At 74.7% G+C, this 24591-nt stretch carries 24 protein-coding genes and 1 tRNA gene; 9 read left to right on the top strand and 16 right to left on the bottom strand.

Annotation, left to right across the window (positions count from 1 at the left end; genetic code table 11):
- Positions 1-8: 8 nt before the first annotated feature.
- Positions 9-758 carry a cobalt-precorrin-6A reductase gene (locus AB0E77_RS11870; protein WP_361568925.1) on the bottom strand — a complete coding sequence of 250 codons (750 nt, stop codon included), beginning with the start codon at positions 756-758 and terminating at the stop codon, positions 9-11.
- A gap of 146 nt (positions 759-904) precedes the next feature.
- Positions 905-1633 carry a DUF4232 domain-containing protein gene (locus AB0E77_RS11865; RefSeq protein WP_361568923.1) on the bottom strand — a complete coding sequence of 243 codons (729 nt, stop codon included), beginning with the start codon at positions 1631-1633 and terminating at the stop codon, positions 905-907.
- Positions 1634-1872: 239 nt separating this feature from the next.
- Between AB0E77_RS11865 and AB0E77_RS11860 the strand changes: the two genes are divergently transcribed.
- Entirely contained in the window at positions 1873-4173 is a 2301-nt protein-coding gene (locus AB0E77_RS11860) for a helix-turn-helix domain-containing protein (protein ID WP_361568922.1), read from the top strand.
- Positions 4174-4195: 22 nt separating this feature from the next.
- Here AB0E77_RS11860 and AB0E77_RS11855 read toward each other — a convergent pair whose 3' ends face one another.
- The 3 genes from AB0E77_RS11855 to AB0E77_RS11845 all read right to left on the bottom strand — a co-directional run bounded on the left by AB0E77_RS11855 (position 4196) and on the right by AB0E77_RS11845 (position 7787).
- The gene (locus AB0E77_RS11855) at positions 4196-4969 is read right to left on the bottom strand and encodes a sulfite exporter TauE/SafE family protein (RefSeq protein WP_361568921.1); all 774 of its coding nucleotides are present in this window, start codon (positions 4967-4969) and stop codon (positions 4196-4198) included.
- A gap of 64 nt (positions 4970-5033) precedes the next feature.
- Complete coding sequence (locus tag AB0E77_RS11850) at positions 5034-6542, bottom strand: long-chain fatty acid--CoA ligase (RefSeq protein WP_361568919.1); 1509 nt, start codon at positions 6540-6542, stop codon at positions 5034-5036.
- A gap of 57 nt (positions 6543-6599) precedes the next feature.
- Complete coding sequence (locus tag AB0E77_RS11845; protein WP_361568918.1) at positions 6600-7787, bottom strand: thiolase family protein; 1188 nt, start codon at positions 7785-7787, stop codon at positions 6600-6602.
- Between the two features lie 196 nt (positions 7788-7983).
- Between AB0E77_RS11845 and AB0E77_RS11840 the strand changes: the two genes are divergently transcribed.
- From AB0E77_RS11840 to AB0E77_RS11805, 8 genes are all read left to right on the top strand, one after another.
- Positions 7984-8793, top strand: coding sequence for a lysophospholipase (locus AB0E77_RS11840; protein WP_361568916.1), 810 nt, complete (start codon positions 7984-7986; stop codon positions 8791-8793).
- A 29-nt stretch (positions 8794-8822) separates the two neighbouring features.
- On the top strand, positions 8823-9113 hold the full coding sequence (locus AB0E77_RS11835) for a WhiB family transcriptional regulator (protein ID WP_361568914.1): 291 nt from the start codon (positions 8823-8825) through the stop codon (positions 9111-9113).
- A 64-nt stretch (positions 9114-9177) separates the two neighbouring features.
- Complete coding sequence (locus AB0E77_RS11830) at positions 9178-9510, top strand: DUF3140 domain-containing protein (protein ID WP_361568912.1); 333 nt, start codon at positions 9178-9180, stop codon at positions 9508-9510.
- Positions 9507-10160, top strand: coding sequence for an endonuclease (locus AB0E77_RS11825; protein ID WP_361568911.1), 654 nt, complete (start codon positions 9507-9509; stop codon positions 10158-10160). Before AB0E77_RS11830 ends, AB0E77_RS11825 begins: the two co-directional genes overlap by 4 nt.
- A 152-nt stretch (positions 10161-10312) precedes the next feature.
- Complete coding sequence (locus tag AB0E77_RS11820) at positions 10313-11188, top strand: hypothetical protein (RefSeq protein ID WP_361568909.1); 876 nt, start codon at positions 10313-10315, stop codon at positions 11186-11188.
- Between the two features lie 167 nt (positions 11189-11355).
- Positions 11356-12759, top strand: a complete 1404-nt coding sequence (locus AB0E77_RS11815) for a glutamine synthetase family protein (RefSeq protein WP_361568908.1) — start codon at positions 11356-11358, stop codon at positions 12757-12759.
- 1 nt (position 12760) lies between these two features.
- Positions 12761-13906 (top strand): amidohydrolase family protein, encoded by a 1146-nt coding sequence (locus AB0E77_RS11810; protein ID WP_361568906.1) that lies wholly within the window; start codon positions 12761-12763, stop codon positions 13904-13906.
- 79 nt (positions 13907-13985) lie between these two features.
- On the top strand, positions 13986-14513 hold the full coding sequence (locus AB0E77_RS11805) for an NUDIX hydrolase family protein (protein ID WP_361569305.1): 528 nt from the start codon (positions 13986-13988) through the stop codon (positions 14511-14513).
- 33 nt (positions 14514-14546) lie between these two features.
- Here the strand turns inward: AB0E77_RS11805 and mnhG are convergent, their stop codons facing one another.
- From mnhG to AB0E77_RS11750, 11 genes are all read right to left on the bottom strand, one after another.
- The gene (gene mnhG / locus AB0E77_RS11800) at positions 14547-14912 is read right to left on the bottom strand and encodes a monovalent cation/H(+) antiporter subunit G (RefSeq protein WP_361568904.1); all 366 of its coding nucleotides are present in this window, start codon (positions 14910-14912) and stop codon (positions 14547-14549) included.
- Positions 14909-15226 (bottom strand): monovalent cation/H+ antiporter complex subunit F, encoded by a 318-nt coding sequence (locus tag AB0E77_RS11795; RefSeq protein WP_361568902.1) that lies wholly within the window; start codon positions 15224-15226, stop codon positions 14909-14911. The genes mnhG and AB0E77_RS11795 overlap by 4 nt, the downstream gene beginning before the upstream one ends.
- A complete protein-coding gene (locus AB0E77_RS11790) occupies positions 15223-15822 on the bottom strand; it encodes a Na+/H+ antiporter subunit E (RefSeq protein WP_361568900.1) in 600 nt (199 codons plus the stop codon). The genes AB0E77_RS11795 and AB0E77_RS11790 overlap by 4 nt, the downstream gene beginning before the upstream one ends.
- Positions 15819-17450: a Na+/H+ antiporter subunit D gene (locus tag AB0E77_RS11785; protein ID WP_361568898.1), complete on the bottom strand. Its 1632-nt coding sequence runs from the start codon at positions 17448-17450 to the stop codon at positions 15819-15821. The genes AB0E77_RS11790 and AB0E77_RS11785 overlap by 4 nt, the downstream gene beginning before the upstream one ends.
- Positions 17447-18208, bottom strand: a complete 762-nt coding sequence (locus AB0E77_RS11780; RefSeq protein ID WP_361568897.1) for a Na(+)/H(+) antiporter subunit C — start codon at positions 18206-18208, stop codon at positions 17447-17449. Before AB0E77_RS11780 ends, AB0E77_RS11785 begins: the two co-directional genes overlap by 4 nt.
- On the bottom strand, positions 18205-21120 hold the full coding sequence (locus AB0E77_RS11775; protein ID WP_361568896.1) for a Na+/H+ antiporter subunit A: 2916 nt from the start codon (positions 21118-21120) through the stop codon (positions 18205-18207). The genes AB0E77_RS11780 and AB0E77_RS11775 overlap by 4 nt, the downstream gene beginning before the upstream one ends.
- A 203-nt stretch (positions 21121-21323) precedes the next feature.
- Positions 21324-21397: transfer RNA gene (locus tag AB0E77_RS11770), tRNA-Pro, on the bottom strand.
- Positions 21398-21500: 103 nt separating this feature from the next.
- Positions 21501-22829, bottom strand: coding sequence for an MFS transporter (locus AB0E77_RS11765; RefSeq protein ID WP_361568894.1), 1329 nt, complete (start codon positions 22827-22829; stop codon positions 21501-21503).
- A gap of 236 nt (positions 22830-23065) precedes the next feature.
- The gene (locus tag AB0E77_RS11760; protein WP_361568892.1) at positions 23066-23425 is read right to left on the bottom strand and encodes an MmcQ/YjbR family DNA-binding protein; all 360 of its coding nucleotides are present in this window, start codon (positions 23423-23425) and stop codon (positions 23066-23068) included.
- 42 nt (positions 23426-23467) lie between these two features.
- Positions 23468-24004 carry a GNAT family N-acetyltransferase gene (locus tag AB0E77_RS11755; RefSeq protein WP_361568890.1) on the bottom strand — a complete coding sequence of 179 codons (537 nt, stop codon included), beginning with the start codon at positions 24002-24004 and terminating at the stop codon, positions 23468-23470.
- Positions 24001-24585 carry an XRE family transcriptional regulator gene (locus AB0E77_RS11750; protein WP_361568889.1) on the bottom strand — a complete coding sequence of 195 codons (585 nt, stop codon included), beginning with the start codon at positions 24583-24585 and terminating at the stop codon, positions 24001-24003. The genes AB0E77_RS11755 and AB0E77_RS11750 overlap by 4 nt, the downstream gene beginning before the upstream one ends.
- Between the last annotated feature and the right edge of the window lie 6 nt (positions 24586-24591).

Here is a 24591-nt window from a genome sequence, read left to right as displayed (position 1 = left end):
GGCGTCGGTCAGGGCCCGGCGAGGCCGAGCCGCTCCAGGACACCGGGCACGTCGGGCACCACGGGCACGCCCTCCGGCAGCGGCGGCCGGCGCACGACCACGACCGGCAGGGCGAGGTCACGGGCCGCCGTCAGTTTGGCCGCGGTCGCCGCTCCCCCGCTGTCCTTGGTGACCAGGACGTCGATGCGGTGGTCGCGCAGGAGGGCGGTCTCGTCGGCCACCGTGAACGGGCCGCGGGCCAGCAGCACCCGGGTGCCGGGCGGGAAGGGCGGCTCGGGGGGCTCGACCGAGCGGGCGACGAAGTGGAGGCCGGTCAGGTGCGCGAAGGCCCCGAGGCCCAGCCGGCCGGTGGTCAGGAGGACCCGGCGGCCCAGCTCCGGCAGCAGTGCCGCCGCATCGGGAAGGGAGGCGACGGGGTGCCACCGGTCTCCGGGGCCGGGGTGCCAGCCCGGCCGGCGCAGGACCACGAGGGGCGTTCCGCACGCGTCCGCGGCCCGGACCGCGTTCGCCGTGATGGTCCCGGCGAAGGGGTGGGTCGCGTCGACGAGGGCGTCCACGCGCTGCCGGCGCAGCCAGGCGGCCAGCCCCTCCGCGCCGCCGAAACCGCCGGTCCGCACCTCCCCGGCGAGCGCGCCCGGCCGGGTCACCCGTCCCGCCAGCGAGGTCGTCACCCGCACCCCGGGCCGGTCCGCGAGGACGGCGGCGAGTCGGCGGGCCTCGGTGGTGCCGCCCAGGACGAGGACGTGCGCGATCGGCATGGCGTCGAGCGTACGAGGTGCCCGGCGCGGGCGTGCCGCCGGATCCGGTGGCACGCCTCGCCCGTCCGGGCGCGGGCCCGGGCCCCGGGGGCCGGCGACGCTGTGCGCGCGGCCCCCGGGGTGGCCGCGGTGTCCCGCCGTGGCCTTCAGAAGTCGTCGGCGCCGTTGCGGAGTTCGTACGTCCAGTAGCCGGTGAGCGCCTTCGCCGGGTCGACGGCGATGCCCTCGCTGCCGGGCGCGCTGACGGCGATGACCGTGGGGTCGCCCTCCAGCGTGACGGAGAAGGCCACGACGGGCTCGTTCTCCTCGTCCATGCCGCCGTCGGACAGCTTCACCAGGGCGTAGGCCGGGTCTCCCGCCCCGAGCACGATCGGTCCGCCCGGCTTGCTCTTGGCGACGGCCGGGGCGTCCTGCTTGTGGCTCTCCAGGAACTGGACGTGCGGGAAGCCCGTCATCCGGCAGGAGTGCCCGCTGCTGTTGCGCGCCGTGAGGACGATGTGGGTGTAGGGCGGGCCGTCCTGGGTGTCGGCGGTGACCTTGACGTCGCCGGCCTTGCAGAGCGGGGCGGAGGCGCCGGCCTGCTCTCCGGAACCGCCGGAACCCCCGGTCCCGCCCGCGGAGTCGTCCGCGGAGCCCGCCGAGCCGTTCGGCTTCGACGAGCCGGCCGGGTCGCCGGCCCCCGTCGCGCCCGGCGTACCGGTGCCCTTGCCGGCCGGCGTCCCGGACGCCGTCGGGCTCGAGGCGACCGTGGCCTCGGCGGACGGCGCGGACGAGGTGCCGGCGTCCTCGTCGCCCTGGCAGGCGGTGAGGGACAGGACGAGGGCGGTGCCCGCGGCGGCGAGCAGTGCGGAGCGCTGACGCATAGTGGTGTTCATGTGGAGGATTCCCCGTTCGGTGAGCTACGGCACGCGGGCCATGGTCGGTCGGCGGCGGCGGCCCGGGCCACGTCCGGGCCCGGGCCGGGCGGGGCCCGGGAGGGCCGTTCCGCGTCGGCCTTCAGTCGATCATCGGCGCGCCCCCTGCGACCAGGCGGTTCTCCCGGCAGAAGTACCGTCGGCGATACTTCTGCCGGTGGCTCGCGTCCGGGCGGGCCGGACGATCGGGGACACCGACGGTGCACGACGGCACGTCTTCCGCGGGGGACTTCGGGCAGCGGTTGCGGAACCTGCGGGGCCGCGCCGGGCTGAGCCAGGAGGCCCTGTCGCATGCGGCCGGGGTGAGCGTGCGGGCCCTGGCCGACATGGAGCGCGGACGGACCCGGGGGCCGCAACGCCGTACGGTGCAGGCGCTGGCCGACGCCCTGGGGCTGGACGAGAACGAGGCGGCGGGGCTGGAGGAGGCGGCCGCCCCCGGCCGTCCGCGTCCTCGCACGGCCGCCGGTCCGGCCGCCCCCGGCACGCTGGCCCTGCCGCGCGACATCCGGGACTTCACCGCCCGCGGCCCGGCCCTCGCCCGGCTGCTGGACCTGGCGCGGGACACCGGCCCGGACCGGCCCTCGGTCACCGTGGTCGCAGGACAGCCCGGACTGGGCAAGACGGCGTTCGCGGTGCACGCCGCGCACCGGCTCGCCCCGCACTTCCCGGACGGGCAGTTCGCGCTGGACCTGCACGGCATGGATCCCGAGCCGACCACGCCCCGGGACGCGCTGGCCCGGCTGCTCGGCGCGATGGGGGTCGCCGACGCCGCGATGCCGGCCGGCACGGACGACCGCGCCGGTCTGTGGCGGTCCCTGACCGCCGGGCGGCGCCTGCTCGTGCTGCTGGACAACGCCGTCGACGAGGACCAGGTCGGCCCCCTGCTGCCCGGCACCGGTCCGTCCCTGACCATCGTCACCAGCCGCCACGCCCTGGCCGGGCTGGAGGCCGTGCACCGCACCGATCTGGCGCTGCTGCGGCGCGAGGAGGCGGTGGAGCTGCTGACCCGCATCATCGGCGCGGACCGGGTACGGGCGGAGGCACAGGCCGCACGCGACCTCGCCGACCTGTGCGGGCATCTGCCGCTGGCCGTCCGGATCGCCGGGCAGCGGCTCCTCGGCCGGCCGCACGAACGGCTCGGCAAGCTCGTCGCCCGCCTCGCCGCCGAGGGGCGGCGCCTCGACGGGCTCCAGGCCGGAAGCCTGCGGGTGCGGGCCGCCTTCGCGCTCTCCTACCGGCAACTGCCGCCGGACGCGCGGACGGTGCTGCGCCGCGCGGCGCTGTCCGCCGGGCCGGACTTCAGCCCCGAGACCGCCGCGCTGCTGGCCGGGCTGTCCTACGACGAGGCGGTGGCCCGCGCCGAGGAGCTCACCGACGCCGGACTGCTCCAGAGCGACGCCGACACCGAGCGGTACCGCTTCCACGACCTGCTGCGGCTCTACGCGGCCGAGCAGGTCGAGGCCGAGGACGGCCCCGCCGTCCGCGATGCCGCCCTCGACCGGACCGCGGCCTGGATGCTGCGCCGGGCCACGGCCGCCGCGCTGCACTTCGACGTCGACCACGAACGGACCGCACAGCAGGGCGACCCGGAGCCGGAGACGGCGCCCGCGGGCCGGGACGAGGCGCGGGCCTGGCTGGAGGCCGAGCGGGCCCAGTGGCTCGCCGCGCTGCGCCGGGCGCACGACGCCGGCCGGCACCGGGAGGTGCTGGACACGGCGGTGGCGATGCACTGGTTCTCCGATCTCAACCAGCACTGGGAGCAGTGGGTGGAGGTGTTCCGGCGGTCCTCCGACGCGGCCCGTGCCCTGGGCAGCAGGCGGGAGGAGGCCGTGCACCTCAACTACCTCGCCTGGGCCTGCAACCTGTGCGTGCACGACCCGCACGCCGCCCTGGTGAGCGCCGACGCCGCGCTGACGGCCGCCCGCGAGTGCGGGGACGGGCTCCAGGAGGGCTGGGCGCTGGGCTACGGCGCGGGCGCGCTGCACCGGCTGGGCCGGGTGGAGGAGGCCCAGGAACGGCTGCGCGAGGGGGCCCGCCGCCTCGCCTCGCAGGACTCGCCGCAGGGCCGGCTGGCCGAGCTGACGATCCTCAACTCCCTGGGCACGCTGCTGCGTCAGGCCGGCCGGGCGGCCGAGGCGCTGGAGATCCACCGCCGCAGCGAGCGGATCTGCCGCGCGGGCGTCCCGGGCCGCACGGACGAGGTGATCGCGCTGTACCACGCGGTCGCCCGGCAGCAGATCGGCAACGACCTGGCGGCTCTGGAGCGTTGGCCCGAGGCCGAGGAGCCGCTGCGGCGGTCGCTCGCCGCCTTCGACGCCGCGCAGATGCCGGCCTGGACGGAGCAGGCCCGTCTGGACCTGGGGCAGGTGCTCGCCGCCATGGGCCACCCGGACGCCCGGGAGACCCTCCGCGCCGCCCGCGACGCCCTCGCGCAGCTGCGCAGCCCGCGCCAGGTCGAGGCGGCGGCCGCGCTCGCCGCCCTCGACGGAGCGCCCGCGTGAACGGCCCTGCGGGTCAATACACCTAGCGCAGGAGCAGTTGCAGCCCGCCCACCACCGTGGCGGCGATGACGAGTTGCTCGAAGAGCCGTTGGTCGATCCTGTGCACCGCCCACTTGCCGAGGAACGCGCCGGGCACCACGAACAGCACGAGCGCGGCGTCGAGGAGCAGCGAGTGGCCGTCGATCAGGCCGAGGCCGGCGCTGAAGGGCAGCTTGGAGACGTTGACGACGAGGAAGAAGAAGGCGGAGGTGCCGAGGAAGCCGAGCTTGCGGAAGCCCGCGGAGAGCAGGTACATCGACATCACGGGGCCGCCCGCGTTGGCGACCATCGTGGTGAAGCCGCCGAGGACTCCGTACGAGCGGGCCTTGACGCGGCCGGCCCGGGAGGCGACCGGGTCGGGCTGCTCGCTCGCCTCGGCCCGGCGCCGGCGCCACACCGTGACGCCGGCCATGAACAGCAGGATCACACCGATCGACGTCCGTACCACCGTGTCGTCGGCCCACACCAGGAACACGGTGCCCACGACGACGCCGGCCCCCACCGCCGGGAACAGCCGCCACAGCGTGGGCCAGTGGGCGTGGCGCCGGTAGGTGAGGACGGCCAGGACGTCGCCGGCGATCAGGACGGGCAGCAGCACGCCGGTGGAGGCGCGGGCCGGCAGGACCGCCGCGAAGATCGCGAGACTGACCGTATTGGCCCCGCTCACGGCGGTCTTGGAGAAGCCGACGAGCAGGGCCGCGAAGGCGAGGGCGGCGAATTCCCAGCCGGTGAGGTGCCAGAGCGAGATGATGTCCATGCGGCCACCGATGCTATGCGCACCCGCCCGGTGGCCGTGAGACCGTCTCGTCAGACGATCCCTGTCACCCGGCGTACCGTGCGCGCAGTTCCCGCTTCAGGACCTTCATGCTCGGGCCCAGCGGCAGCGCGTCCGTGAACTCCACGCGACGCGGGTACTTGTACTTGCCGAGGTGCTGCCGGGACCACTCGGTGATCCCGGCGCCGTCCGGCGTCGTGCCCGGCGCGGGGACGACCACGGCGCACACCTCCTCGCCGTGCAGTTCGTCCGGCAGGCCGATGACGGCGACCTGGGCGACGCCGGGGTGGCGCATCAGGACCTCCTCGACCTCGCGCGGGTAGACGTTGTAGCCGCCGCGGATGACGACGTCCTTCTTGCGGTCGACGATCCTGAGGAAGCCCTCGTCGTCCTTGGTGCCGAGGTCCCCGGTGCGGAACCAGCCGTCGACCAGCGCCTCGGCGGTGGCCTCGGGGCGGCCGAGATAGCCGGAGAAGACGTTGTGGCCGCGGACGACGACCTCCCCGAGCTCACCGGGCGGGAGCAGTTCGATGCGGTCCTCGGTCTCGGCGCGGGCTATCTCGACGTCCACGCCCCACAGCGGGTGGCCGATGGTGCCGGGCTTCGCGCCGAACACCGGCTGGTTGACGGCCGCCGCGGGTGAGGTCTCGGAGAGCCCGTAGCCCTCGTAGATCTTGGCGCCGAAGGCGGCCTCGAAGCGCTCCAGGACGGCGACGGGCAGCGAGGCACCGCCGGAGATGCACACCCGCAGCTCGGGCAGGGCGCCGGCCTCGGCCGCCGCGCCGGCGAGGGCGACGAACATGGTGGGCACCCCGTGGAAGGTGTTGACCTTCTCCCGCACCATCAGCTCGATCGCGCGCGCCGCGTCGAAGCGGGGCAGCAGGACGAGGGTGGCCCCGGCCCGCCAGGTGGAGTTGAGGGAGACGGTCTGGCCGAAGGCGTGGAACAGCGGCAGCGCGCCGAGCGCGATGTCGTCGGGCCGGATGTCGTTGGCGTCGAAGGCGTTGACGGTCGCGTTCATCACCAGGTTGAAGTGGCTGAGCACCGCGCCCTTGGGCACGCCGGTGGTGCCACTGGTGTAGAAGACGACGGCCGGGTCGTCGGCGTCCCGCGTCACGTACGAGAGCAGCGGCTCGGCGTCCGCGGCGAGCTTGCCGAGTTCGTCGCCGAGGACGACGACCCGTACGCCGGCCTCCCGGGCCGCGGCCGCGCCGGTCTCCGCCTGTGCCGGGTGCACCAGCAGCAGGGTCGCGCCGCTGTCGGTGAGGACGTGGCCGACCTCCGCCGGGGACAGCAGCAGGTGGACCGGGACGACGACGGCGCCGGCCGCGGCGATCGCGTAGTACGCCTGCGGGAAGTCGGCGGTGTTCGGCGCCATCAGGGCGACCCGGTCCCCCGGCCGGACGCCCAGGCCCACCAGGGCCCCCGCCTGGGCGCGGGCCCGCTGCCACACCTGGGCGAAGGTCAGCCGCAGGTCGCCCTCGACCAGCGCCTCCTTGTCGGGTCGGCGCCGGGCGTTCTCGGCGAGGATGGCGGCGACGGAGAGGGTTGCCATGGGGTGTTGCTCCGTTCCTTGCTGCGGCTCTGCAGAGGGGTGGGGACGACCTGCGCGCTACTGCCGCTCGACGAGCACCGCGCTGCCCTGCCCCACGCCGACGCACATGGTGGCCAGCCCGCGGGCGGCACCGGTGCGCCGCATGCGGTGGAGCAGGGTGGTGAGGATGCGGGCGCCGGAGCAGCCGAGCGGGTGGCCCAGTGCGATGGCGCCGCCGGTGGGGTTGACCAGGCCGGGGTCGATGCCGAGCCGGTCGACGCAGGCGAGGGCCTGGGCGGCGAACGCCTCGTTGAACTCGGCCTCCGCGATGTCCTCGACGCTCCAGCCGGCGCGGGCGAGGACCTTGCGGGTGGCGGGGACCGGGCCGATGCCCATGACGTCCGGGTGGACGCCCGCCGAGCCGCCTGCCACATAGCGGCCGAGGGACTCGAGGCCCAGTTCGTCCAGCGCCTCCTCGCTGACCAGCAGGAGGCCGGCGGCGCCGTCGTTCATCGGTGAGGCGTTGCCCGCGGTGACCGTGCCGCCGGCACGGAAGACCGGCTTGAGGCGGCCCAGCTTCTCCAGGGAGGTGTCCTCGCGGACGCACTCGTCGGCGTCGACGACCACACCGTCGGGGCGCTCGACGGGGAGCAGTTCGGCGTCGAAGTGACCGTTCTTGCGGGCCTCGGCGGCCAGGCGGTGGCTGCGCAGGGCGAACTCGTCCTGCCGTTCGCGCGACACGTCGTACCGCGCGGCGACCTCCTCCGCCGTCTCGCCCATGGCCAGCAGGCCGTGCAGGTCCTTCATCGCCGGGTTGACCAGGCGCCAGCCGAGCCGGGTGTCGGCGGTCTCGATGCGGTGCGGCAGGGCCTCGTCGGGGCGGGGCAGGACGAAGGGGGCGCGGCTCATCGACTCCGAGCCGCCCGCGAGCACGATGTCGGCCTCGCCGGCGGCGATGGTGCGGGCGGCGGTGGTGACGGCCTCGAGTCCGGAGGCGCAGAGCCGGTTCACCGTGGCCCCGGGCACGGTCTCGGGCAGGCCCGCGAGCAGGGCGGCCATGCGGGCCACGTTGCGGTTGTCCTCGCCGGCCTGATTGGCGGCGCCCCAGTACACGTCGTCGATGCGGGCGGGATCGAGCGCGGGCACGTCGGCGACCAGGCCGCGGATCACGGTGGCGGCGAGGTCGTCGGGCCGTACGCCGGACAGGGCGCCGCGCAGCTTGCCGATCGGGGTGCGGCGGGCGGCCGCGAAGTGGACGGGACGCACGTGGGGACTCCTGACCGTCGTCGCCGGGCCGCCGGGCGGTGTGCCGCCGGTCGGCCTCCGCGAGCCTTCTTGGTTCCCGCGGGTCTGTCTTCTGCCCGCAGGTGAAATTAGCACTGCTAGTTTTGGACTATAGACCTCCGGCCGCCTCCCTGGGAAGATCCTCCGGGTGACCTGCACCGACGCAGCTGGAGGAGCCATGGCCGAGTCCCGCGAGCACGTCCTGTCCGGAACGCGGGGACGGATCACCGTCCGCGAGTGGTCCGCCGGGCGGCCCCGGTACGTGGTGCTGCTGGTCCACGGCTACGGGGAGCACTCCGGACGGTACGGCGAGGTGGCCGGCGTGCTGACGTCGCACGGGGCGGCCGTGTACGCCCCCGACCACATGGGGCACGGCGCGTCGGACGGCGAGCGGGTGCTGATCGAGGACTTCGAGGACGTGGTCACCGACGTGCACGCCGTCGCGGAACTCGCCCGGGCCGCCCATCCCGGCCTGCCGGTCGTCGTCCTCGGCCACTCGATGGGCGGCCTGATCGCCTCCCGCTACGCGCAGCGTCACCCCGAAGAGCTGAGCGCGCTGGTGCTGTCCGGCCCGGTCATCGGCGACTGGGAGTTGCCGCGCCGGCTGCTCGCCCTGGACGAGATCCCCGACACTCCGATCAGCCCGTCCTCGCTCTCCAGGGACCCTGCGGTCGGCGCGGCGTACGCGGCGGACCCCCTGGTGTGGCACGGCCCGATGAAGCGGCCGACCCTGGAGGCGTTCGTGCGGACGCTGAAGACCGTCGACGAGGGCGGCGACGTGGGCCCGCTCCCGCTGCTGTGGGTGCACGGCGACGACGACCGGCTGGTGCCGCTGCCCGGCAGCCGCGTCGGCGTCGAACGGCTCAGCGGCGGCGACCTCACCGAGCGGATCCACCCGGGCGCACGGCACGAGGTCTTCAACGAGACGAACCGGGCGGAGGTGTTCGCGGACGTCACGCGCTTCCTGGACGGCGTACTCGCCCGCTGAGCCGCCGGAGGCGTTTGCCCTTGTGCCCCATGGGCACCCGCGCCCCCATGGAGTGGCTGCGCCACGCCGCCTGCGTGGATGAGGACCCCGAACTGTTCTTCCCGGTGGGCACCTCCGGACCGGCCCTGCGGGACGTCGCCGCCGCCAAGCGCGTCTGCGCCCGGTGCCCGGTGAGCGCCCCCTGCCTGACGCTGGCCCTGGAGACCGTGCCCACGTCGGGCGTGTGGGGAGGCACCTGCGAGGACGAGCGCGACGCCCTGCTCCGCGCCGGCAGAGGCTCGGCGCCGGGGAACGGCGGCAGCGCCGTAGACCTGTCCTGACACCTCGCGCCCGGGCACGCCGCACGACGAAGGCACGACAGAAGCACGACGGAAGAAGAGCACCATGGCCGACGCCCTCGAACTCGACGCCCTGTGGGAGGACTTCCACCGCGTGGTGAACATGACGTCCGCGGAGCTCGCGGACTGGCTCCGGGTACGGGACTCCGGCGAGGTGACCGAGCCGCTGCCTGACGACGCCGGGCCGCCCCTGGGCCGGCACGTCCTCGCGATCCTGCAGAAACGGCGCACGGATCTGACGGAGGACGACCTGCGGGCGATGCGCAAGGTGGTGGACACCGTGACCGCGCAGGCCGACCTGGAGAACGAGCCCCGGTCCGACGACACCCGGCTCAGGCACCGGCTGATGACGGTCGGCCACGACCCGCTGAAGCCGTGACGGCGGGCCACGACGAGCGCGTCGTCCGGGAACTCGTCGGCGCGCACGGGCAGACGTACGCCGAGGAGGCGGGCATCCGGCTGAAGGACACCCCGCAGCCGCTGTACCGGCTGCTGGTCCTCGCCCACCTGCTCAGCGCCCGCATCCGCGGCTCGATCGCGGTCGCGACCGCCCGCGCCCTGGACGAGGCGGGACTCGGCGACCCGCGCCGGATGGCCGACGCCGACTGGCAGGAGCGGGTGGACGCGCTGGGCCGGGGCGGCTACCGGCGTTACGACGAGCGCACCGCCACCCAGCTCGGCGACGGGGCCGAGCTGCTGCTCGACCGGTGGGGCGGGGACCTGCGCCGGCTGCGCGAGGAGGCGGACGGCGATCCGTCCGAACTGCGGCGCCTGCTCCAGGAGTTCCCCGGTGTGGGGCCGGCCGGCGCGGACATCTTCCTGCGCGAGGTCCAGCGGGTCTGGCCCGAGGTGGCCCCCTGCATCGACCGCAAGGCGCTGCAGGGCGCGGGGCGCCTGGGCCTGCCCGAGGACGCCGGCCGGCTGCTCGAGCTCGCCGGCGGGACGCAACCGGCCGTGCTGGCCGCCGCCCTGGTGCGCGCGGCGGTGGACGAGGAGACGGTGCGGGACTCCCTGGAGCGCGCCGGCTGACCACCGGCGACGACCGGGGCGCCGACCGCACGTCGCCGGTGTCCCGGCCGGGCCGGCCGTACCGTCACCCGGACGGGCCCGTGCGCTGGTGACGCCTCCGTCGCGGTGATGCCCTGGGGGCACCGTGCCACGTCCTCCAGGAGGCATCCGCGATGAGCCGTCGTCCGTCCCACCCCGTCCGTCTCCTCGCCTCCGCGCTCGCGGCCGGCGCGCTGCTGACCGCGACGGCCTGCTCGGACGACGGCGGCGGGCCGGGCGCCGCCTCGGACACCGCCGCCGAGGAGGCCGCCCGGGCCGCGTCGCCCGCCGTCGAGCGGGACGCGGTGCGAGCGGCTCCCACCGACTCCCCCACCGCCTCCGCCACGGCCTCGCCGTCGGCGCTCACCGAGAGCGGCGCGAAGGCGGCGCTGATCACGGAGGCGGACGTGGAGGACGACTGGACGCAGGTGCAGGACGCGGACAAGTGGCACGACAGCATGCTCGTCGGCAAGGTCGACGTGTCCGACTTCCTGACCGCTCAGGCCGACGCGGCGCAGTGCCAGCAGCTGCTCGACCGGCTCTACTCCGGCGATCTGCTGGGCAAGCCGTCCGGGGCGTCGGCGCTCACCGGTTTCGAGCAGGGCGACTCCCGGCTGCTGGAGCAGGTCGCCGCCTACAACCGCACCCAGCTGGACACCTCCCTGAAGTGGATGAACGCGCTGCCGCAGACCTGCGACCAGTTCACCGCGACCGACGACGCGGGCGGCAAGCGCACGGTGCAGGTGACCGAGGCCTCGGTGCCGAAGGTCGGCGACGCCCGCGCGGGCGTGCACGTGACGGTGCAGGGCACCGCCGACGGCGACCCCGCGACCCTCACCCTGGACGTCGCCGCCGTGCGCGTCGGCACGAACGCCGTCGCGGTCACCGGCGGCGGCCTGGGCGGCGCCGAGACCGGCTCCGTCCAGCAGGCGGCGCAGCAGGGCACCGAACGGCTGGAGACCGTCCTGGCCGGCAAGACGCCCTCCCCGCAGCCCGGCAACCTCGACTGACCGCGCCGCACGGCACCCGCCCCGCGTCCTCGGCGCGGGGCGGGTGCCGTGCGGCCCTCGGCGAATCCCGGGACACCGTGATCGAACGGGCGGCACAATGGTCCGCGGCGGGCGGCGCACGCGCGCGGCCCGGTGGGCACCGCATGCCGTCCCGTCAGGGAGGACGTATGACCGACCTTGCCGATCCCGTCCCCGGCGGACGGCCCGGTGACGTCGCCCGGGCCGCCTCGCTGAGCGGCGAGCTGGCCGGGCGGGGAGTGCACGGAGTCGTCCTCGCGTACGTCGACACCGCCGGGATCGGCCGGGTGAAGACGGTGCCCACCGCGAAGCTCGCCTCGGCCGCCGCCTGGGGCGTCGGGATGTCGCCGGTGTTCGACACCTTCCTCGCGAACGACGCGATCGTCTCGACGGACGTCCTCGGCTCCCCGGACGGCGACCTGCGCCTCTACCCCGACCTCGACCGGCTGACCGTGCTCGCGGCGCAGCCCGGCTGGGCGTGGGCGCCGGTGGACCGGATCACGCAGGAGGGCGAGCCGCATCCGGCGTGCGGACGGACGGTGCTGCGCCGGATCGTGGCGAAGGCCGCCGAACGGCACGGGGTCGCCTTCCGGGCCGCCGTCGAGATCGAGTGGGTCCTCGGCCGGGGCGACGCGCCCGACGACACCTTCGTGCCGGCCGTGTCCGGACCGGCGTACGGCGCGACCCGGCAGGTCGGCCTGAGCGACTGCGCCGCCGAGCTGCTGGCCGCCCTGGCGGCGCAGGACGTGGACGTGGAGCAGCTGCATCCCGAGTACGCGCCGGGGCAGTTCGAGGTCTCGGTGGGCGCGCTCGACCCGGTGGCGGCGGCCGACCGCAGCGTCCTGGTGCGCCAGACGATCCGTGCGGTCGCCCAGCGGCACGGGATGCGGGTCTCCTTCTCCCCCGCGGTGTCGGCGCGGGGCGTCGGGAACGGCGGGCACCTGCATCTGTCGGCGTGGCGGGACGGGCGGAACCTGCACGCGGGCGGTGCGGGCCGGTACGGCATGACGGCCGAGGCCGAGTCGCTGGTCGCCGGGGTGCTCGCGCACCTGCCCGGGCTCACCGCGGTGACCGCGCCCAGTCCGGCCAGCCGTCTGCGTCTCAAGCCGTCCCAGTGGGCCGGGGTGTTCACCTCTTGGGGCCGGGAGACCCGCGAGGCGGCCCTGCGCGTGGTCACCGGCACGGCCGGGGTGCGCGACCAGGCGGCGAACCTGGAGGTCAAGCCGGTCGACCTGGCCGCCAATCCGTATCTCGCGCTCGCCTGCGTGATCGCCGCCGGACTGCACGGCCTGGCGTCCTCCGCGTCCCTGCCCGAGGAGATCACCGGCGACCCGGCACGGCTGGACGCGGCCGAGGCGGCGGCCCGGGGTGTTCACCGGCTGCCGCTCTCGCTCGCGGAGTCGGTCGAGGCGTTCCGCGCGGACGAGGTGCTCCGGGACGCGCTGGGGCCGGTCCTGGCCGACGCGGTGACCACGGTGCGGCGGGGCGAGATCGCGGCGGTCGACGGGCTGGACGACGACCGGGTGGCGGCGGCCTACCGCTGGGTCTACTGACATGGCCGCGGGCCCCGTCCACGAGACCCTCGCCGCCCTGGACCTGGTCGATCACCACTGCCACGGCGCCGTCACCACCGGCCTGGACCGGGCGGGCTTCGAGTCCCTCCTCACCGAGGGCGAGGCGTGGCCCGGCCTCTCCGCCTTCGACACCCCGGTCGGGCTCGCCGTGCGCCGGTACTGCGCGCCCGTGCTGGACCTGCCGCGGCACGCAGCGCCGGAGGCGTACCTGGCCCGCCGGTCCGAGCTGGGCCCCACCGAGGTGAACCGGCGGTTGCTGCGCGCCGCGGGCACGGGGGCGTTCTGCGTGGACACCGGGTACGCCCCGCACCCCGTGACCACGCCGGCCGAGCTGGCCGGGGCGGCGGACGCGGTGGCGTACGAGGTCGTCCGGCTGGAGGGCGTGGCGGAGGCGGTGGCGTCCGGGGGCGTGGAACCGGACGCGTACGCGGAGGCGTTCCGCACGGCCGCGTGGGAGGCGGTGCGGCGGCCGGGCGTGGTGGGCGTGAAGTCGGTGGCCGCGTACCGCACCGGCTTCGACCTCGATCCGGCGCGCCCGTCGGACCAGGAGGTGACGCGGGCCGCCCGGGGCTGGCTGGCGCGCGGCGGCCGGCTCGACGATCCGGTGCTGGTACGGCATCTGCTGTGGACCGCCGTCGACCTGGGACGGCCGCTGCAACTGCACACCGGGTTCGGCGACGGCGACCTCCGCCTGCACCGCGCCGACCCGGCCCGCCTGACCGACTGGCTGCGTCTGACCGCCGGGACGGTCCCGGTCCTGCTGCTGCACTGCTGGCCCTACCAGCGGCAGGCCGCCTATCTGTCGGCGGTCTTCGAAGGGGTGTACCTCGACGTGGGGCTCACCCTGCATCACGTCGGCCCGGGCCGGGCGGGGGCGATCCTCGCGGAGGCGTTGGAGATCACGCCGTTCCGCAAGCTGCTCCACAGCTCCGACGCCTATGGAGTGGCCGAGTTCCACCACCTCGGGGCGGTGTCCTTCCGCCAGGGACTCGCCGGGCTGCTGCAGCGGCGGGTGGACGCCGACGAGATCGCCCTGCCGGACGCGCTGCGCATCGCGCGGTGGGCGGGGCGGGACAACGCGCGCCGGGTGTACGGCCTGCCCGGCGACCCGCAGGACGACGGCTGAGCGGCGTGGGGACGGTCACAGTCCGGAGCGGCGCCCAGGAAGCACGAGACACCGAAAGTATGATCAAGCGATGTCTGACATGACCGAAACCACGCCGGGCTGGCTGACGACCGACGAACTCGAGATGGCGCGCGCCCGCATGCCGATCCTGTACGTCGAGGCCGTGCCCGTGCGCGTCGACGACAGCGGCGAAGTCACCAGTGTGGGCCTGCTGCTGCGCATCGGGCCGGACGGCACGGTCAGCCGGACCCTGGTCTCCGGCCGGGTGCTGCACCACGAGCGGGTCCGCGACGCCCTGCTGCGGCACCTGGAGAAGGACCTCGGCCCGGTGGCGCTGCCCCGGGTGCCGTCCTCGCTCCAGCCCTTCACGGTGGCCGAGTACTTCCCGACGCACGGCGTCACGCCGTACCACGACCCCCGTCAGCACGCGGTCTCCCTGGCTTATGTGGTGCCGGTGGCCGGCGACTGCCGGCCGCGGCAGGACGCGCTGGACCTGGTGTGGTTCAGCCCGCGGGAGGCACTGTCGGAGGCCGTGCAGAGCGAGATGCCGGGTGGGCACGGGGTGCTGCTGAAGCAGGCGCTGGCGCATGTGGGCTGCGTGATCTGAGGCCCCGGTGCCTCGGCTTCCGCCGCTCCCGTGCTACTCCTGCGGCTGCTCCCCGTCGCTCAGCTGCGGGTCGAGGTCGTCCCGCAGCAGGCCCCGGGACCCCGTCTGCCCGGTGCGGTAGGCGGAGCGGGCCACCAGGTGGGAGGCGACCGGGCTGGTGAGGAACTGGAAGAAGACGATGAGCGTCAGGGTGCCCAGGTCGATGGCGTGACGCAGTTGCAGCGCCACGCCGACGAGGACCAGGAGCATCCCGAGGGTCTGCGGCTTGGTGGCGGCGTGGCTGCGGGAGAGCACGTCGGGGAAGCGGAGCATCCCGATCACACCGAGCAGGCACTGCAGGCAGCCGAGGAGCAGCAGGATCGCCCCGGCCAGGTCGGCGGCCTCGGTCCAGGCGTTCACCGGTGGTCCTCCTTGCCGTCCGCCCGCACCGAGGGCCGGTCGCGTACGGCGATGAACCGGGCGATGCCGACCGAGCCCGTGAAGCCGAGGAAGGCCAGCACCAGCATCACGGGGAAGTAGAAGGAGTCGCGGTCGTGCGCGGCCTTGACCGCGATGCCGGCGATGATGAGCGCCGCCGCCACGTCCAGGGCGACCGCGCGGTCCAGCATCGAGGGCCCGTACCAGATGCGGAACAGCAGCAGGGCGCCGGCGATGAGGACCATGACGGCGGAGGCGGTCAGCATGGCCGCCTCGACGGTGTCCAGGGTGGTCACGGCGAGGTGTCCCCTTCCGGTACGGGCCGGGCGGCGTGGGCGATGTCCTCGGCGGTGCCGAAGGCGCGGGCGACGAGTTCCTCCATGCGCCACACCGAGCGCCGGGCGCTCTCGATCTCCCCGGGGTCGTCGGCGTCGAGGACGTGCAGGAAGACGGTGGCCGTCGAGCGGCGCACCTCGATCACGGAGCCGCCGGGGACGTTGGAGACGGCGACGGCGGTGGCCGTGAGCATGAGGTCGCTGCGCACCCGCAGCGGGACGGCGACGACCGCCGCGTGGTACGGGCCCTTGGCGAAGATCTGCCGGGTGACCTCGACGCTGGACGAGAACATGTCGTAGAGCAGGTAGGCCGCCAGCCGCAGGATGCCCACCGGGCGCAGTCGCAGGCCGATGTCGACGGCGGGCAGCGGGAAGGCGAGGCACAGGCCCACCGCGACGAGGATCCCGTTGACGAGGTTGGCCCAGGACCAGGTGCCCCACAGCAGGATCCAGATGACGGCGATCCAGGCGATCAGCGGCAGGTCGAGCACGCGCCGGCCGCGCCCCACGCGGAAGGACCAGCTGTAGGGCGAGCGGTCGCGGAAGAGGTCGCTCATCGTCCGAGCACCGCCTCGATGTAGGGCGTACGGGCGAGCAGTTCGGTGGCGGCGGCCTCGGTGAAGGTGGTCAGGGGGCCGCCGAGCACGGTGTAGAGCAGGCCGAGGCCGACGGCGGCGCCGGTCGCCACCAGCATCGGCCAGGGCAGTCGTCTGGTGGTGACGATGGACTGCCCCAGGAACCCGGCGGAGACGACGGCGCCGGCCGGTTCCGGCAGGTCGCTCGCGGCGCCGGTCGGCTCCTCGTCCGTGTCGTCGGCCTCGTCGCCGGCGGACTCCAGCACCACGCCCTCGCCCTCGTACCCGGGCGGGGCGTCGCGCCAGAAGGCGAGGTTCCAGACCTTCGCCATCACGTAGAGGGTGAGCAGGCTGGTGGCGGCGGACCCGGCGACCAGCGCCCACGCCCAGCCGCCGCCGGCCGCGACACCGGCCCGCATCAGGCCCAGCTTTCCGATGAACCCGGACAGCGGCGGGATGCCGGCGAGGTTCATGGCGGGCACGAAGAACAGCACGGCGAGCAGCGGTGCCGTCTTCGCCAGGCCGCCGAGGCGGGTGAGTTCCGTGGTGCCGCCGCGCCGCTCGATGAGTCCGGCGACGAGGAAGAGGGTCGTCTGCACGGTGATGTGGTGGGCCACGTACACGATCGCCCCGCTGATCGAGTCCCGGCCGGCGAGCCCGATGCCGAAGACCATGTAGCCGATGTGGCTGATCAGGGTGAAGGACAGCACCCGCTTCAGGTCGGTCTGGGCGACCGCGCCGAGGATGCCGACGACCATGGAGGCGAGCGCGGCGAGCAGCAGCAGGTCGCCGAGCCGGTGCCCGGGGAAGAGCAGGGTCTGGGTGCGCAGCATCGAGTACACGCCGACCTTGGTCAGCAGGCCGGCGAAGACCGCGGTGACGGGTGCGGGCGCGGTCGGGTAGGAGTCGGGCAGCCAGGCCGCGAGCGGGAACACCGCCGCCTTGATGGCGAAGACGGTCAGCAGCATGGCCTCCACCAGGGTGCGCACGCCGGTCGGCACGTCCTGGAGCCGCCCCGCGAGCTGGGCGAAGTTCACGGTCCCCGCGACCGAGTACGTCATGGCGATGGCGACGAGGAAGAGCACCGAGGAGAAGAGGGAGATGATCACGTACGTCGAACCGGCCCGGATGCGGGTCGCGGTGCCGCCGATGGTGAGCAGGACGAAGCTCGCGACGAGCATGATCTCGAAGCCGACGTAGAGGTTGACGAGGTCGCCGGCCAGGAAGGTGCAGGAGACGCCCGCCACGAGGATGAGGTAGGCGGGGTGGAAGACGCCGACGGGTGTCTGGTCGTCGCGGTCGGCCATGCCCTGGCCGAGCGAGTAGAGGTTGACGAGCAGGGTGACGGCGCTGGACACGGTGAGCATGAGCCCGGCGAGCCGGTCGGCGACGAGGGTGATGCCGATCGGCGGTGCGAAATCGCCGAGGTGCACGCTGAGCGGTCCGTGCCGGTCGGCGGCGATCATGAGGATGACGGAGAGTACGAGGACCGCGCCGAGCACGGCGAGGCTGATGAGGCGCTGGAACCGCTGGAGGCGGGGGCCGATGGCGAGCTTCAGGCCCGTGACGCACAGGGGCAGCAGGACGGGGAGCGGGACGAGCGCGTTCACCTGGTTCCTTCCGTGCCGGCGCCCCCGGGGTCGTCGGGCTGGTCGGGCGGCGGGTGGCCGGAGTCCTCTCCGGGCAGGGAGTCGGGCTCGCGGCCGGTCTCCTCGGGGTCGTTGGAGGGGCCGGTGACGCGGGCCGGAGCCGGCCCCGGGCGGCCCGCGGCGTCGGTGGAGCCCCGCTGCTCGCCCTCGCGGTAGTCCTCGGGGTCGGCGCCGAGGATGTCGTTCCAGAGGTTTCCGGAGACCTCGGTGGCGCGGGCCTGGTAGGCGCGTTCCTCGCGGACCCGCCGGCGCAGCCGTCTGCGGGCGGCGCGGTAGCGGGCGCGTTGTTCGGGGCTGGTGCCGCCGTCGGCGCGGTCCTCGCGGTAGCGGTCGCGCAGTTCGCCCCGCCGGTCCAGGAACTCGGCGCGCAGGGCGACCAGCCGGTCCTCGGTGTCGTCGCTGATCTCGTCGGAGCCGGTGACCTGGTGGCTGCGGTAGGCCATGGCGAGCAGGAAGGCGGTGGTGGCGAGGGTGATGACGATGGCGGTGAGGGCGATGGCCTGGGGCAGCGGGTCGGTGACCCGGTTGCGGATGACGTACGGGTAGAGCAGCGGTGCCTCGCCCGCGCTGCCCGTCGAGGCGAGGACCAGCAGGTTGACGCCGTTGCCGAGGACGACGGCGCCGAGCAGGATCCGGGTCAGGGACCGGGTGAGCAGCAGGCTGGCGCCGACGGCGCTGAGGACGGCGGCGGCGACCAGGAGGGACAGGCTGACGGTCATGCGGGGCCCGCCTCTCCGCGCGATGCCTGCCGGGCGGCGGCCCGTTCGATCTGGTGGTCGATGCGGGCGCCGAGGGCCCGCACGATGTCCAGGACCACGCCGAGCACGAGCAGGTAGACGCCGCAGTCGAAGAGGACGGCGGTGGACATGTGGGCCTTGCCCCAGACCGGCAGATGGCCGTGCCAGGTCCAGCCGTGCAGCACGGTGCCGTCGGCGAGACCGGCGAGCGCGACCGCCGTGGACACGAACAGGCCGAGGCCGGTGAACATGCCCGGCTTGAAGGGCACGGCGTCGGCGAGTTCGTGCCGTCCGCCCGCCAGGTAGCGGGTGATGAAGGCGACGCCGGCGGTCAGGCCCCCGACGAAGCCGCCGCCCGGCAGGTTCTCCGCGCACATCAGCAGATAGACGGAGAGGACGAGGACGGGGTGGAAGATGAGGCGGGCGACCACTTCCAGGACGAGGGAGCGGCGCTCGGGGGCGAGGGTGGAGCTGCCCGCGAGCCAGGTCCGCTCCGGCGCGCCCTCGTCGCCGCTGGGCAGGCCGGCCAGTTCGTAGCCGGTCGCCCGCCAGGCGGTGCGCAGCCCGGCGTGCGGATGGTCCCCGGGCAGCGGCAGGACGGGCTGTTCGTCGCCATCGGTGCGGCGGTGCAGGTAGATGAGGCTGGTGACGCCGATCGCCGCGGCGGCGAGCACCGCGGACTCCCCCATCGTGTCCCAGGCCCGCAGGTCGACGAGGATCGTCGCGACGACGTCCTTCAGGCCGTGGTGGCCGGTCTCCTCGACCATGGCCGCTCCCGCGCTGTCGGCCCTGCGGTGCCCGGCCATGATCCAGACGACGACGGCGACGGCGGCACCGCCGGCGAGCGCGACGGGCATCCGCACCACGCGCCGCCACCGGCTGTAGTTCTCCTCGAAGCGCACCGGCATCCGGCGCAGCACGAGCACGAAGACGATCATCGAGACGGTCTCCACGCAGAACTGGGTCAGCGCCAGGTCGGGCGCGCCCTGCGTGACGAAGAGCAGCGCGGTGCCGTATCCGGTGAGCCCGGCGAGCACGACGGCCTTCATCCGGCGCCGCACCCCGAGGCACAGCAGGGCGACGGTGCAGGTCAGCGCCGCGACACCGGCCTGGGCCGGGTGGTCCCACAGCCGGGGGGCGGGCACGCCGGCCCAGGGTTCGTCCACGACGAGGACGGCGATCTGCCCGGCGAGGACCACGCTGATGGTCGTCACCAGGTACACCGACAGTGAGCCGCGCTGCACGAAGCCGGTGCACTGCAGGGCGGTGCGTTCCAGGGCCAGCAGGAACGTGCCGAAGACCCGGTCGGCGGAGCGCCAGGCGAGGGCCTGCCCGGCCCGCAGGACGGGGCTCGCGGCGAGGAACAGCAGGACGCCTCCGGCCCAGGCCGCGCAGGACAGGCCGAGGGCCGCGCCCGGCCCGTGCCACAGCGCCAGGTGGTACGGGTGGGCGGGAGCGGGGAACTGCCCGGCGTAGGTGCCGAGGAGTCCCTGGAGCCAGGTGACTCCGGGCCCGAGGGCGAGGCAGGCCAGGGCCAGCAGGGCGGGCGGCGCGAGGAAGGCGGGGGCGACGGGGTGCGCGTCGGTGTCCTGGAAACCGGGTTTGCGGGCGAAGGCGCCCCACAGGTAGCGCAGGGTGTAGGCGGTGGTCAGGGCCGAGCCGACGACGGTCATGGCGAGGGCCCAGCGGTCGGCGGTGTCCCCGTCCAGGAGGGACTGGAAGGCGGCCTCCTTGGCGGCGAAGCCGAGCAGCGGCGGTACGGCGGCCATGGACAGCCCGGCGGTCACGGCGACGGCGCACACGGCGGGCAGCCTGTGCCCGAGCCCGGAGAGCCTGCGCAGGTCGCGGGTGCCGGTGGCGTGGTCGACGATGCCGGTGACCAGGAAGAGCGGCGCCTTGAACAGGGCGTGGCCGAGGATCATGGCGGTGGCGGCGAGGGCGGTGTCGTGGCGTCCGGCGCCGGCGAGGACGGTGAGGAAGCCGAGCTGGCTGACGGTGCCGTACGCGAGGACGAGTTTCAGGTCGTGCAGCCGCAGTGCCCGCCAGCCGCCGAGCAGCATCGTCGCGGAGCCGAGGACCAGCAGGAGCGGCCGCCAGGGCGTGACGTCCGCGAAGGCGGGGGCGAGCCGGGCGATGAGGTAGACGCCGGCCTTGACCATCGCGGCGGCGTGCAGATAGGCGCTGACCGGGGTGGGGGCGGCCATGGCGTTGGGCAGCCACAGGCTGAACGGCCAGATCGCGGACTTGGAGAGGGCGCCGACGAGGATCAGCACGATCGCGGTGGACAGCGCGGCCGACGCGGGCGGCGGGTCGGCGAGGATCGCGGAGATCCGGTAGGTGCCCGCCTCGTGGCCCAGAAGCAGAAAGCCGACGAGCATGGTCAGCCCGCCGAGCGTGGTGACCGTGAGGGCCTGCAGGGCGCTGCGCCGGTTCCGTTTGTGGTCGCTGGTCTGGCCGATCAGCAGGTAGGAGAAGACGGTCGTCAGTTCCCAGAAGATGTAGAGCAGGACCAGGTCGTCGGCGAGGACCAGGCCGAGCATCGCGCCGGCGAAGGCGAGGAGGTTCCCGGCGAACCTGCCCAGCTGCCGCGACCGGTCGTCGAAGTAGGAGGCGCAGTAGACCAGGACGAGGGCGCCGACTCCCGCGGCGAGCAGCACCATGAGTTCGGCGAGGGCGTCCAGGCGCAGCGCCCAGTCCACGTGGTAGGCCGGCAGCCAGGTCCACTCGGCGGTGTCGGCGCCGCCCCCGGCGGCCGTGCTCCACCGGGTGGCCGCCCAGACGGCCGCCGCCGTGGGGGGCAGGGCCAGCACGAGGAAGGCACGGGTCCCCCACCAGCGCACCAGCGGCGCGGCGAACAGCGCGAGCGCGAAGTGGCAGAGGATGAGCGCGGTCATGCGGGTCCGGACTGGGTCACGGGGGCGACGGAGGGACAGGACACCCGACAGTGATATATCGGGCATCTCGCCAGGGCACCCAGGCACGCCGCAGCGAGGGCGGGGCAGCTGTCCCGGCGGCCGGCGTCACGGGAGCGGGACAACGGTCGAGGGGCGGTCCCGGATCTCTCCGGGACCGCCCCTCGAACTACCGCTGTCTCCAGTCGGGACGACAGGATTTGAACCTGCGACCCCTTGACCCCCAGTCAAGTGCGCTACCAAGCTGCGCCACGTCCCGTTGCCCGTGTGACCTGGGCTTTCCCCTGGCCGAACGCGCAGGAAAACCATACCGCACTCGGGCCGGTGGTCGCGCACGGCTTTTCCGGGCGGCGCCCTGCGGGTCAGCCCTGCTCCGCTCGGGCCCGTCCGCGCGGCGCCGCCGGAGCCGGGCCGGCCGCACTCGCGTCGACGCGCACCAGGCCGCGCACCGCCGGTATCACGAGCAGGGCGGCGCAGACCACGAAGCTCATCGCGCCGGCGACGAGCAGGACGTGGTCCGCGCCGAGGGCCGAGGCGGCGGGACCGGCGAGGGCCTGGCCGACGGGCATCATGGCGAGGGAGCCCGCGACGTCGTAGGCGTGGATGCGGTTGAGGACGTCGGGCGGGACCTGGGTCTGCACGCTGGTCGCCCACATGACGCCCCAGAAGGACATCCCGGCGCCGGCGACGGCGGCGCCGGCGGCCATGGCCGGTACACCGAGGCCGGCGCCGACGCTCGCCGGGAAGGCGGCGAAGCCGAAGAGGGCGATCGCACCCGCGCGGAGCATGCGGCGTGGGCGCAGCCGCAGCGCGAGGAGTCCGCCGACGACCGTGCCGGCACCCAGGGCGGAGTTGACCAGGCCGTAGGCGCGCGGGCCGTGCTGCTGGACGACCTCGGTCGCCACCAGGGGCACGGTCGGACCCCAGACGGCGATCATGTAGATGCCCCAGACGGCTATCACGCCCCAGAGCCACGTGCGAGAGCGGAACTCGCGCCAGCCCTCGACGAGGTCGGCGCGGAAGGCTGCGCCGGCGCGGCGCTCCGGGGGTTCCGCCGCGCGGTCCCGGGGCGGGAGCGGTGGCAGCCGGAGCAGCAGCAGGCACAGGGCGCTGACCGCGTAGGTGGTGGCGTGGGCGGCGAAGACCCCGCCGGGTGAGGCGAAGCCGACCAGCAGTCCGGCCGCGGCGGGGCCGGCGAGCTGGGCCGCGGACTCGGCGACGCGTATGGCGCCGTTGGCGCCCTGGATGTCGGAGGCGAGCCGGGGCACGGTGCTGGCGACGCCGGGCTGGAACACGGCGCCGGCGACGCCGTTGAGGAAGCCGATCGCGCAGATTTCCCAGAGCACCACGTGGCCGGAGAAGAAGAGCGCGGCGGCCAGGGCCTGGGTGACCAGGCGGACCAGGTCGGCGCCGATCATGAGTTTGCGGGTGCTGAACCGGTCGGCGAGGACCCCGCCGAAGACGACCAGCCCGGCGAAGGCGGCGGCCGTCGCGGCCATGGCGAGACCGACGGCGCCCGCCCCGTACCCGTGCTGGAGCAGGCCGGCGGCCAGGGCGACGGGCAGCATGGTGTCGCCGAGCCGGGCGACGGCCCGGGCGACGAAGAACAGCGCGAAGTCCCGCGACCAGACCGGCCGCACTGCCTTCCGGCCAGGCCCTTCGCGCACGGCCCCCGCTGGCGTCCCGGCCATCCGTGCGCTCCCCTCCCGGCCGGCCCGCACCGGCTCCGTGCTCCCCGGCCGCTCGCGCCGGCCCTGTGCGCCGCCCGGCCGGTCGCACCGGCCTCCGCGCTCCCTTCCAGGCCGCCGTCGATCTCCCTGGCCCTGATCGTCCCCGCGCCTCCGGCAGCCGGAGCCCCCCTCCGGCCCCGGCTGCCACGCGTGTCTCCGGATCATGCCACGGGGCACTGACAACGCCCGAGGGGTTTTCAGCCCCCGGCCGGCAGCCCCAGCCGGGGGTACGCCTCCAGCAGCCGGGCGGGGGCGGCCTGGCGCCAGGAGTCGGCGAGGATGTCGCGCAGTTCGTCCTCGCCCTCGAGGGCGGCGAGGCGCGCCCGCACCCAGGCGAACTGTGCCTCGTGACCGGCGATCCAGAACTTCTCCGGCTCGGCCAGCACCAGTTCGTCGCGCTCCTCCTTGGGGCAGCGCACCGCGATGGAGGTCTCGTCCTCGGGCAGCGTGGCGAACATCTTGCCCGCGACCCGGAAGGTGGGCATGCTCCAGGCGGTCTTCTCCGTGGTGTCCGGCAGGGACAGGGCGATACGGCGTACGTCTTCTGCGTCCGGCATGTCAGGCACCGTAGCCGCCGCCACTGACATTGATCCTGATACTCAGGTTCCGGCGGTCGCGGCGGCGCCGACCTGCTTGAAGTAGAGGGTCGTCGGCCGCAGCACGCCGTCCGGGCTCGCCGCGTAGTCGGGGATCGTCCCGGCCCGCGTCCACCCGGCGGAGCGGTAGAGGTGCTCGGCCGGGCTGTCGGTCTCGGTGTCCAGGTGGAGCAGGGTGATGCCGGTCCGGGCGGCGGCCTTCTCGGCGGTGGCCAGCAGCCGGCGTCCGAGCCCCCGGCCGCGAGCCTCGCGGGACACCATGAGTTTCACCAGCTCGGCGCGGTGGCGGCTGTTGGGCTTGTCGGGCAGGGCGAGGCTCACCGTCCCGGCCACCCGGTCCCCGTCGTGCGCCACCCAGACGGCGATCCGCCCGGCGGCCACGGCAGCGGCCCGCTCCCGCCACCAGGCGAGGGCCTCGTCGCGGCCGAGCGGCGCCAGGAAGCCGATGGATGCGCCCCCGTCCACGGTGTCGGTCAGCAGGTCGGCCAGCTCCCCCAGCAGCGCGGTCAGCCGGGCCTCGTCGACGCGGGTCACGGTCACGGCAGCACCACCGCCAGCACGTAGCGGGCGTCGCCCGGGCCGGGGCAGCGGAAGCGGGTCGGCCCCCACACCCGAAGGCGCAGGCAGTCGCCGGTGCCGAGGTCGTGCGCGAGGTCCCGCACGGTCACCTCCAGGGCTCCGTCCAGGACCCAGATGTGCTGTTCGAGGCCGGGCACGGGCGGCCGGTCGTAGGCGATGTCGGCGCCGGCGGCGAGGCGTCCCTCGACGAGTTCGCCGCGCAGGCCCGCGTGCGGCGGGGACACCGACCTGCGCACGAATCCGGCGGCGCGGTCCTCCCACAGCGGCTGCTCCCCGGCGCGCAGCAGCAGTGCCGGCTCCGCCTCGACCTCGCTGAGCAGCCGGGACATGGTCCGTCCGTACACCGCGCACAGGCGGTTCAGGACGGACGCGGTGGGGCTGATCTCGGCCCGTTCGGCTCGGGACAGGGTGGACCGGCTCACCCCGCTGCGCTCCGCCAGCTCGCCCAGCGACCAGCCGTGCTCGGCCCGCAGCTCGGCGAGGCGGGCGCCGAGCCTGGCGTCGACGGGGTCCGGCTCGTGCACTGCCTCCGCATGTCTCATATCCGG

The organism is Streptomyces sp. NPDC032940 (genome assembly GCF_040636935.1).
GTDB lineage: Bacteria > Actinomycetota > Actinomycetes > Streptomycetales > Streptomycetaceae > Streptomyces.
Note: the sequence above shows the minus strand (reverse complement) of the source record. Positions and strands in the feature narration are given on the sequence as shown.

Excerpts from the sequence above, each read along its gene's own strand:
- AB0E77_RS11775 (WP_361568896.1), bottom strand. The coding sequence starts at position 21,120 with ATGACCGCGCTCATCCTCTGCCACTTCGCGCTCGCGCTGTTCGCCGCG.
- AB0E77_RS11760 (WP_361568892.1), bottom strand. The coding sequence starts at position 23,425 with ATGCCGGACGCAGAAGACGTACGCCGTATCGCCCTGTCCCTGCCGGAC.
- AB0E77_RS11765 (WP_361568894.1), bottom strand. The coding sequence starts at position 22,829 with ATGGCCGGGACGCCAGCGGGGGCCGTGCGCGAAGGGCCTGGCCGGAAG.
- AB0E77_RS11810 (WP_361568906.1), top strand. The coding sequence starts at position 12,761 with ATGGCCGCGGGCCCCGTCCACGAGACCCTCGCCGCCCTGGACCTGGTC.
- AB0E77_RS11780 (WP_361568897.1), bottom strand. The coding sequence starts at position 18,208 with ATGACCGTCAGCCTGTCCCTCCTGGTCGCCGCCGCCGTCCTCAGCGCC.
- AB0E77_RS11750 (WP_361568889.1), bottom strand. The coding sequence starts at position 24,585 with ATGAGACATGCGGAGGCAGTGCACGAGCCGGACCCCGTCGACGCCAGG.
- AB0E77_RS11835 (WP_361568914.1), top strand. The coding sequence starts at position 8,823 with ATGGGCACCCGCGCCCCCATGGAGTGGCTGCGCCACGCCGCCTGCGTG.
- AB0E77_RS11870 (WP_361568925.1), bottom strand. The coding sequence starts at position 758 with ATGCCGATCGCGCACGTCCTCGTCCTGGGCGGCACCACCGAGGCCCGC.
- AB0E77_RS11805 (WP_361569305.1), top strand. The coding sequence starts at position 13,986 with ATGACCGAAACCACGCCGGGCTGGCTGACGACCGACGAACTCGAGATG.
- AB0E77_RS11850 (WP_361568919.1), bottom strand. The coding sequence starts at position 6,542 with ATGGCAACCCTCTCCGTCGCCGCCATCCTCGCCGAGAACGCCCGGCGC.
- AB0E77_RS11865 (WP_361568923.1), bottom strand. The coding sequence starts at position 1,633 with ATGAACACCACTATGCGTCAGCGCTCCGCACTGCTCGCCGCCGCGGGC.
- AB0E77_RS11855 (WP_361568921.1), bottom strand. The coding sequence starts at position 4,969 with ATGGACATCATCTCGCTCTGGCACCTCACCGGCTGGGAATTCGCCGCC.
- AB0E77_RS11830 (WP_361568912.1), top strand. The coding sequence starts at position 9,178 with ATGGCCGACGCCCTCGAACTCGACGCCCTGTGGGAGGACTTCCACCGC.
- AB0E77_RS11790 (WP_361568900.1), bottom strand. The coding sequence starts at position 15,822 with ATGAGCGACCTCTTCCGCGACCGCTCGCCCTACAGCTGGTCCTTCCGC.
- AB0E77_RS11820 (WP_361568909.1), top strand. The coding sequence starts at position 10,313 with ATGAGCCGTCGTCCGTCCCACCCCGTCCGTCTCCTCGCCTCCGCGCTC.
- AB0E77_RS11840 (WP_361568916.1), top strand. The coding sequence starts at position 7,984 with ATGGCCGAGTCCCGCGAGCACGTCCTGTCCGGAACGCGGGGACGGATC.
- AB0E77_RS11815 (WP_361568908.1), top strand. The coding sequence starts at position 11,356 with ATGACCGACCTTGCCGATCCCGTCCCCGGCGGACGGCCCGGTGACGTC.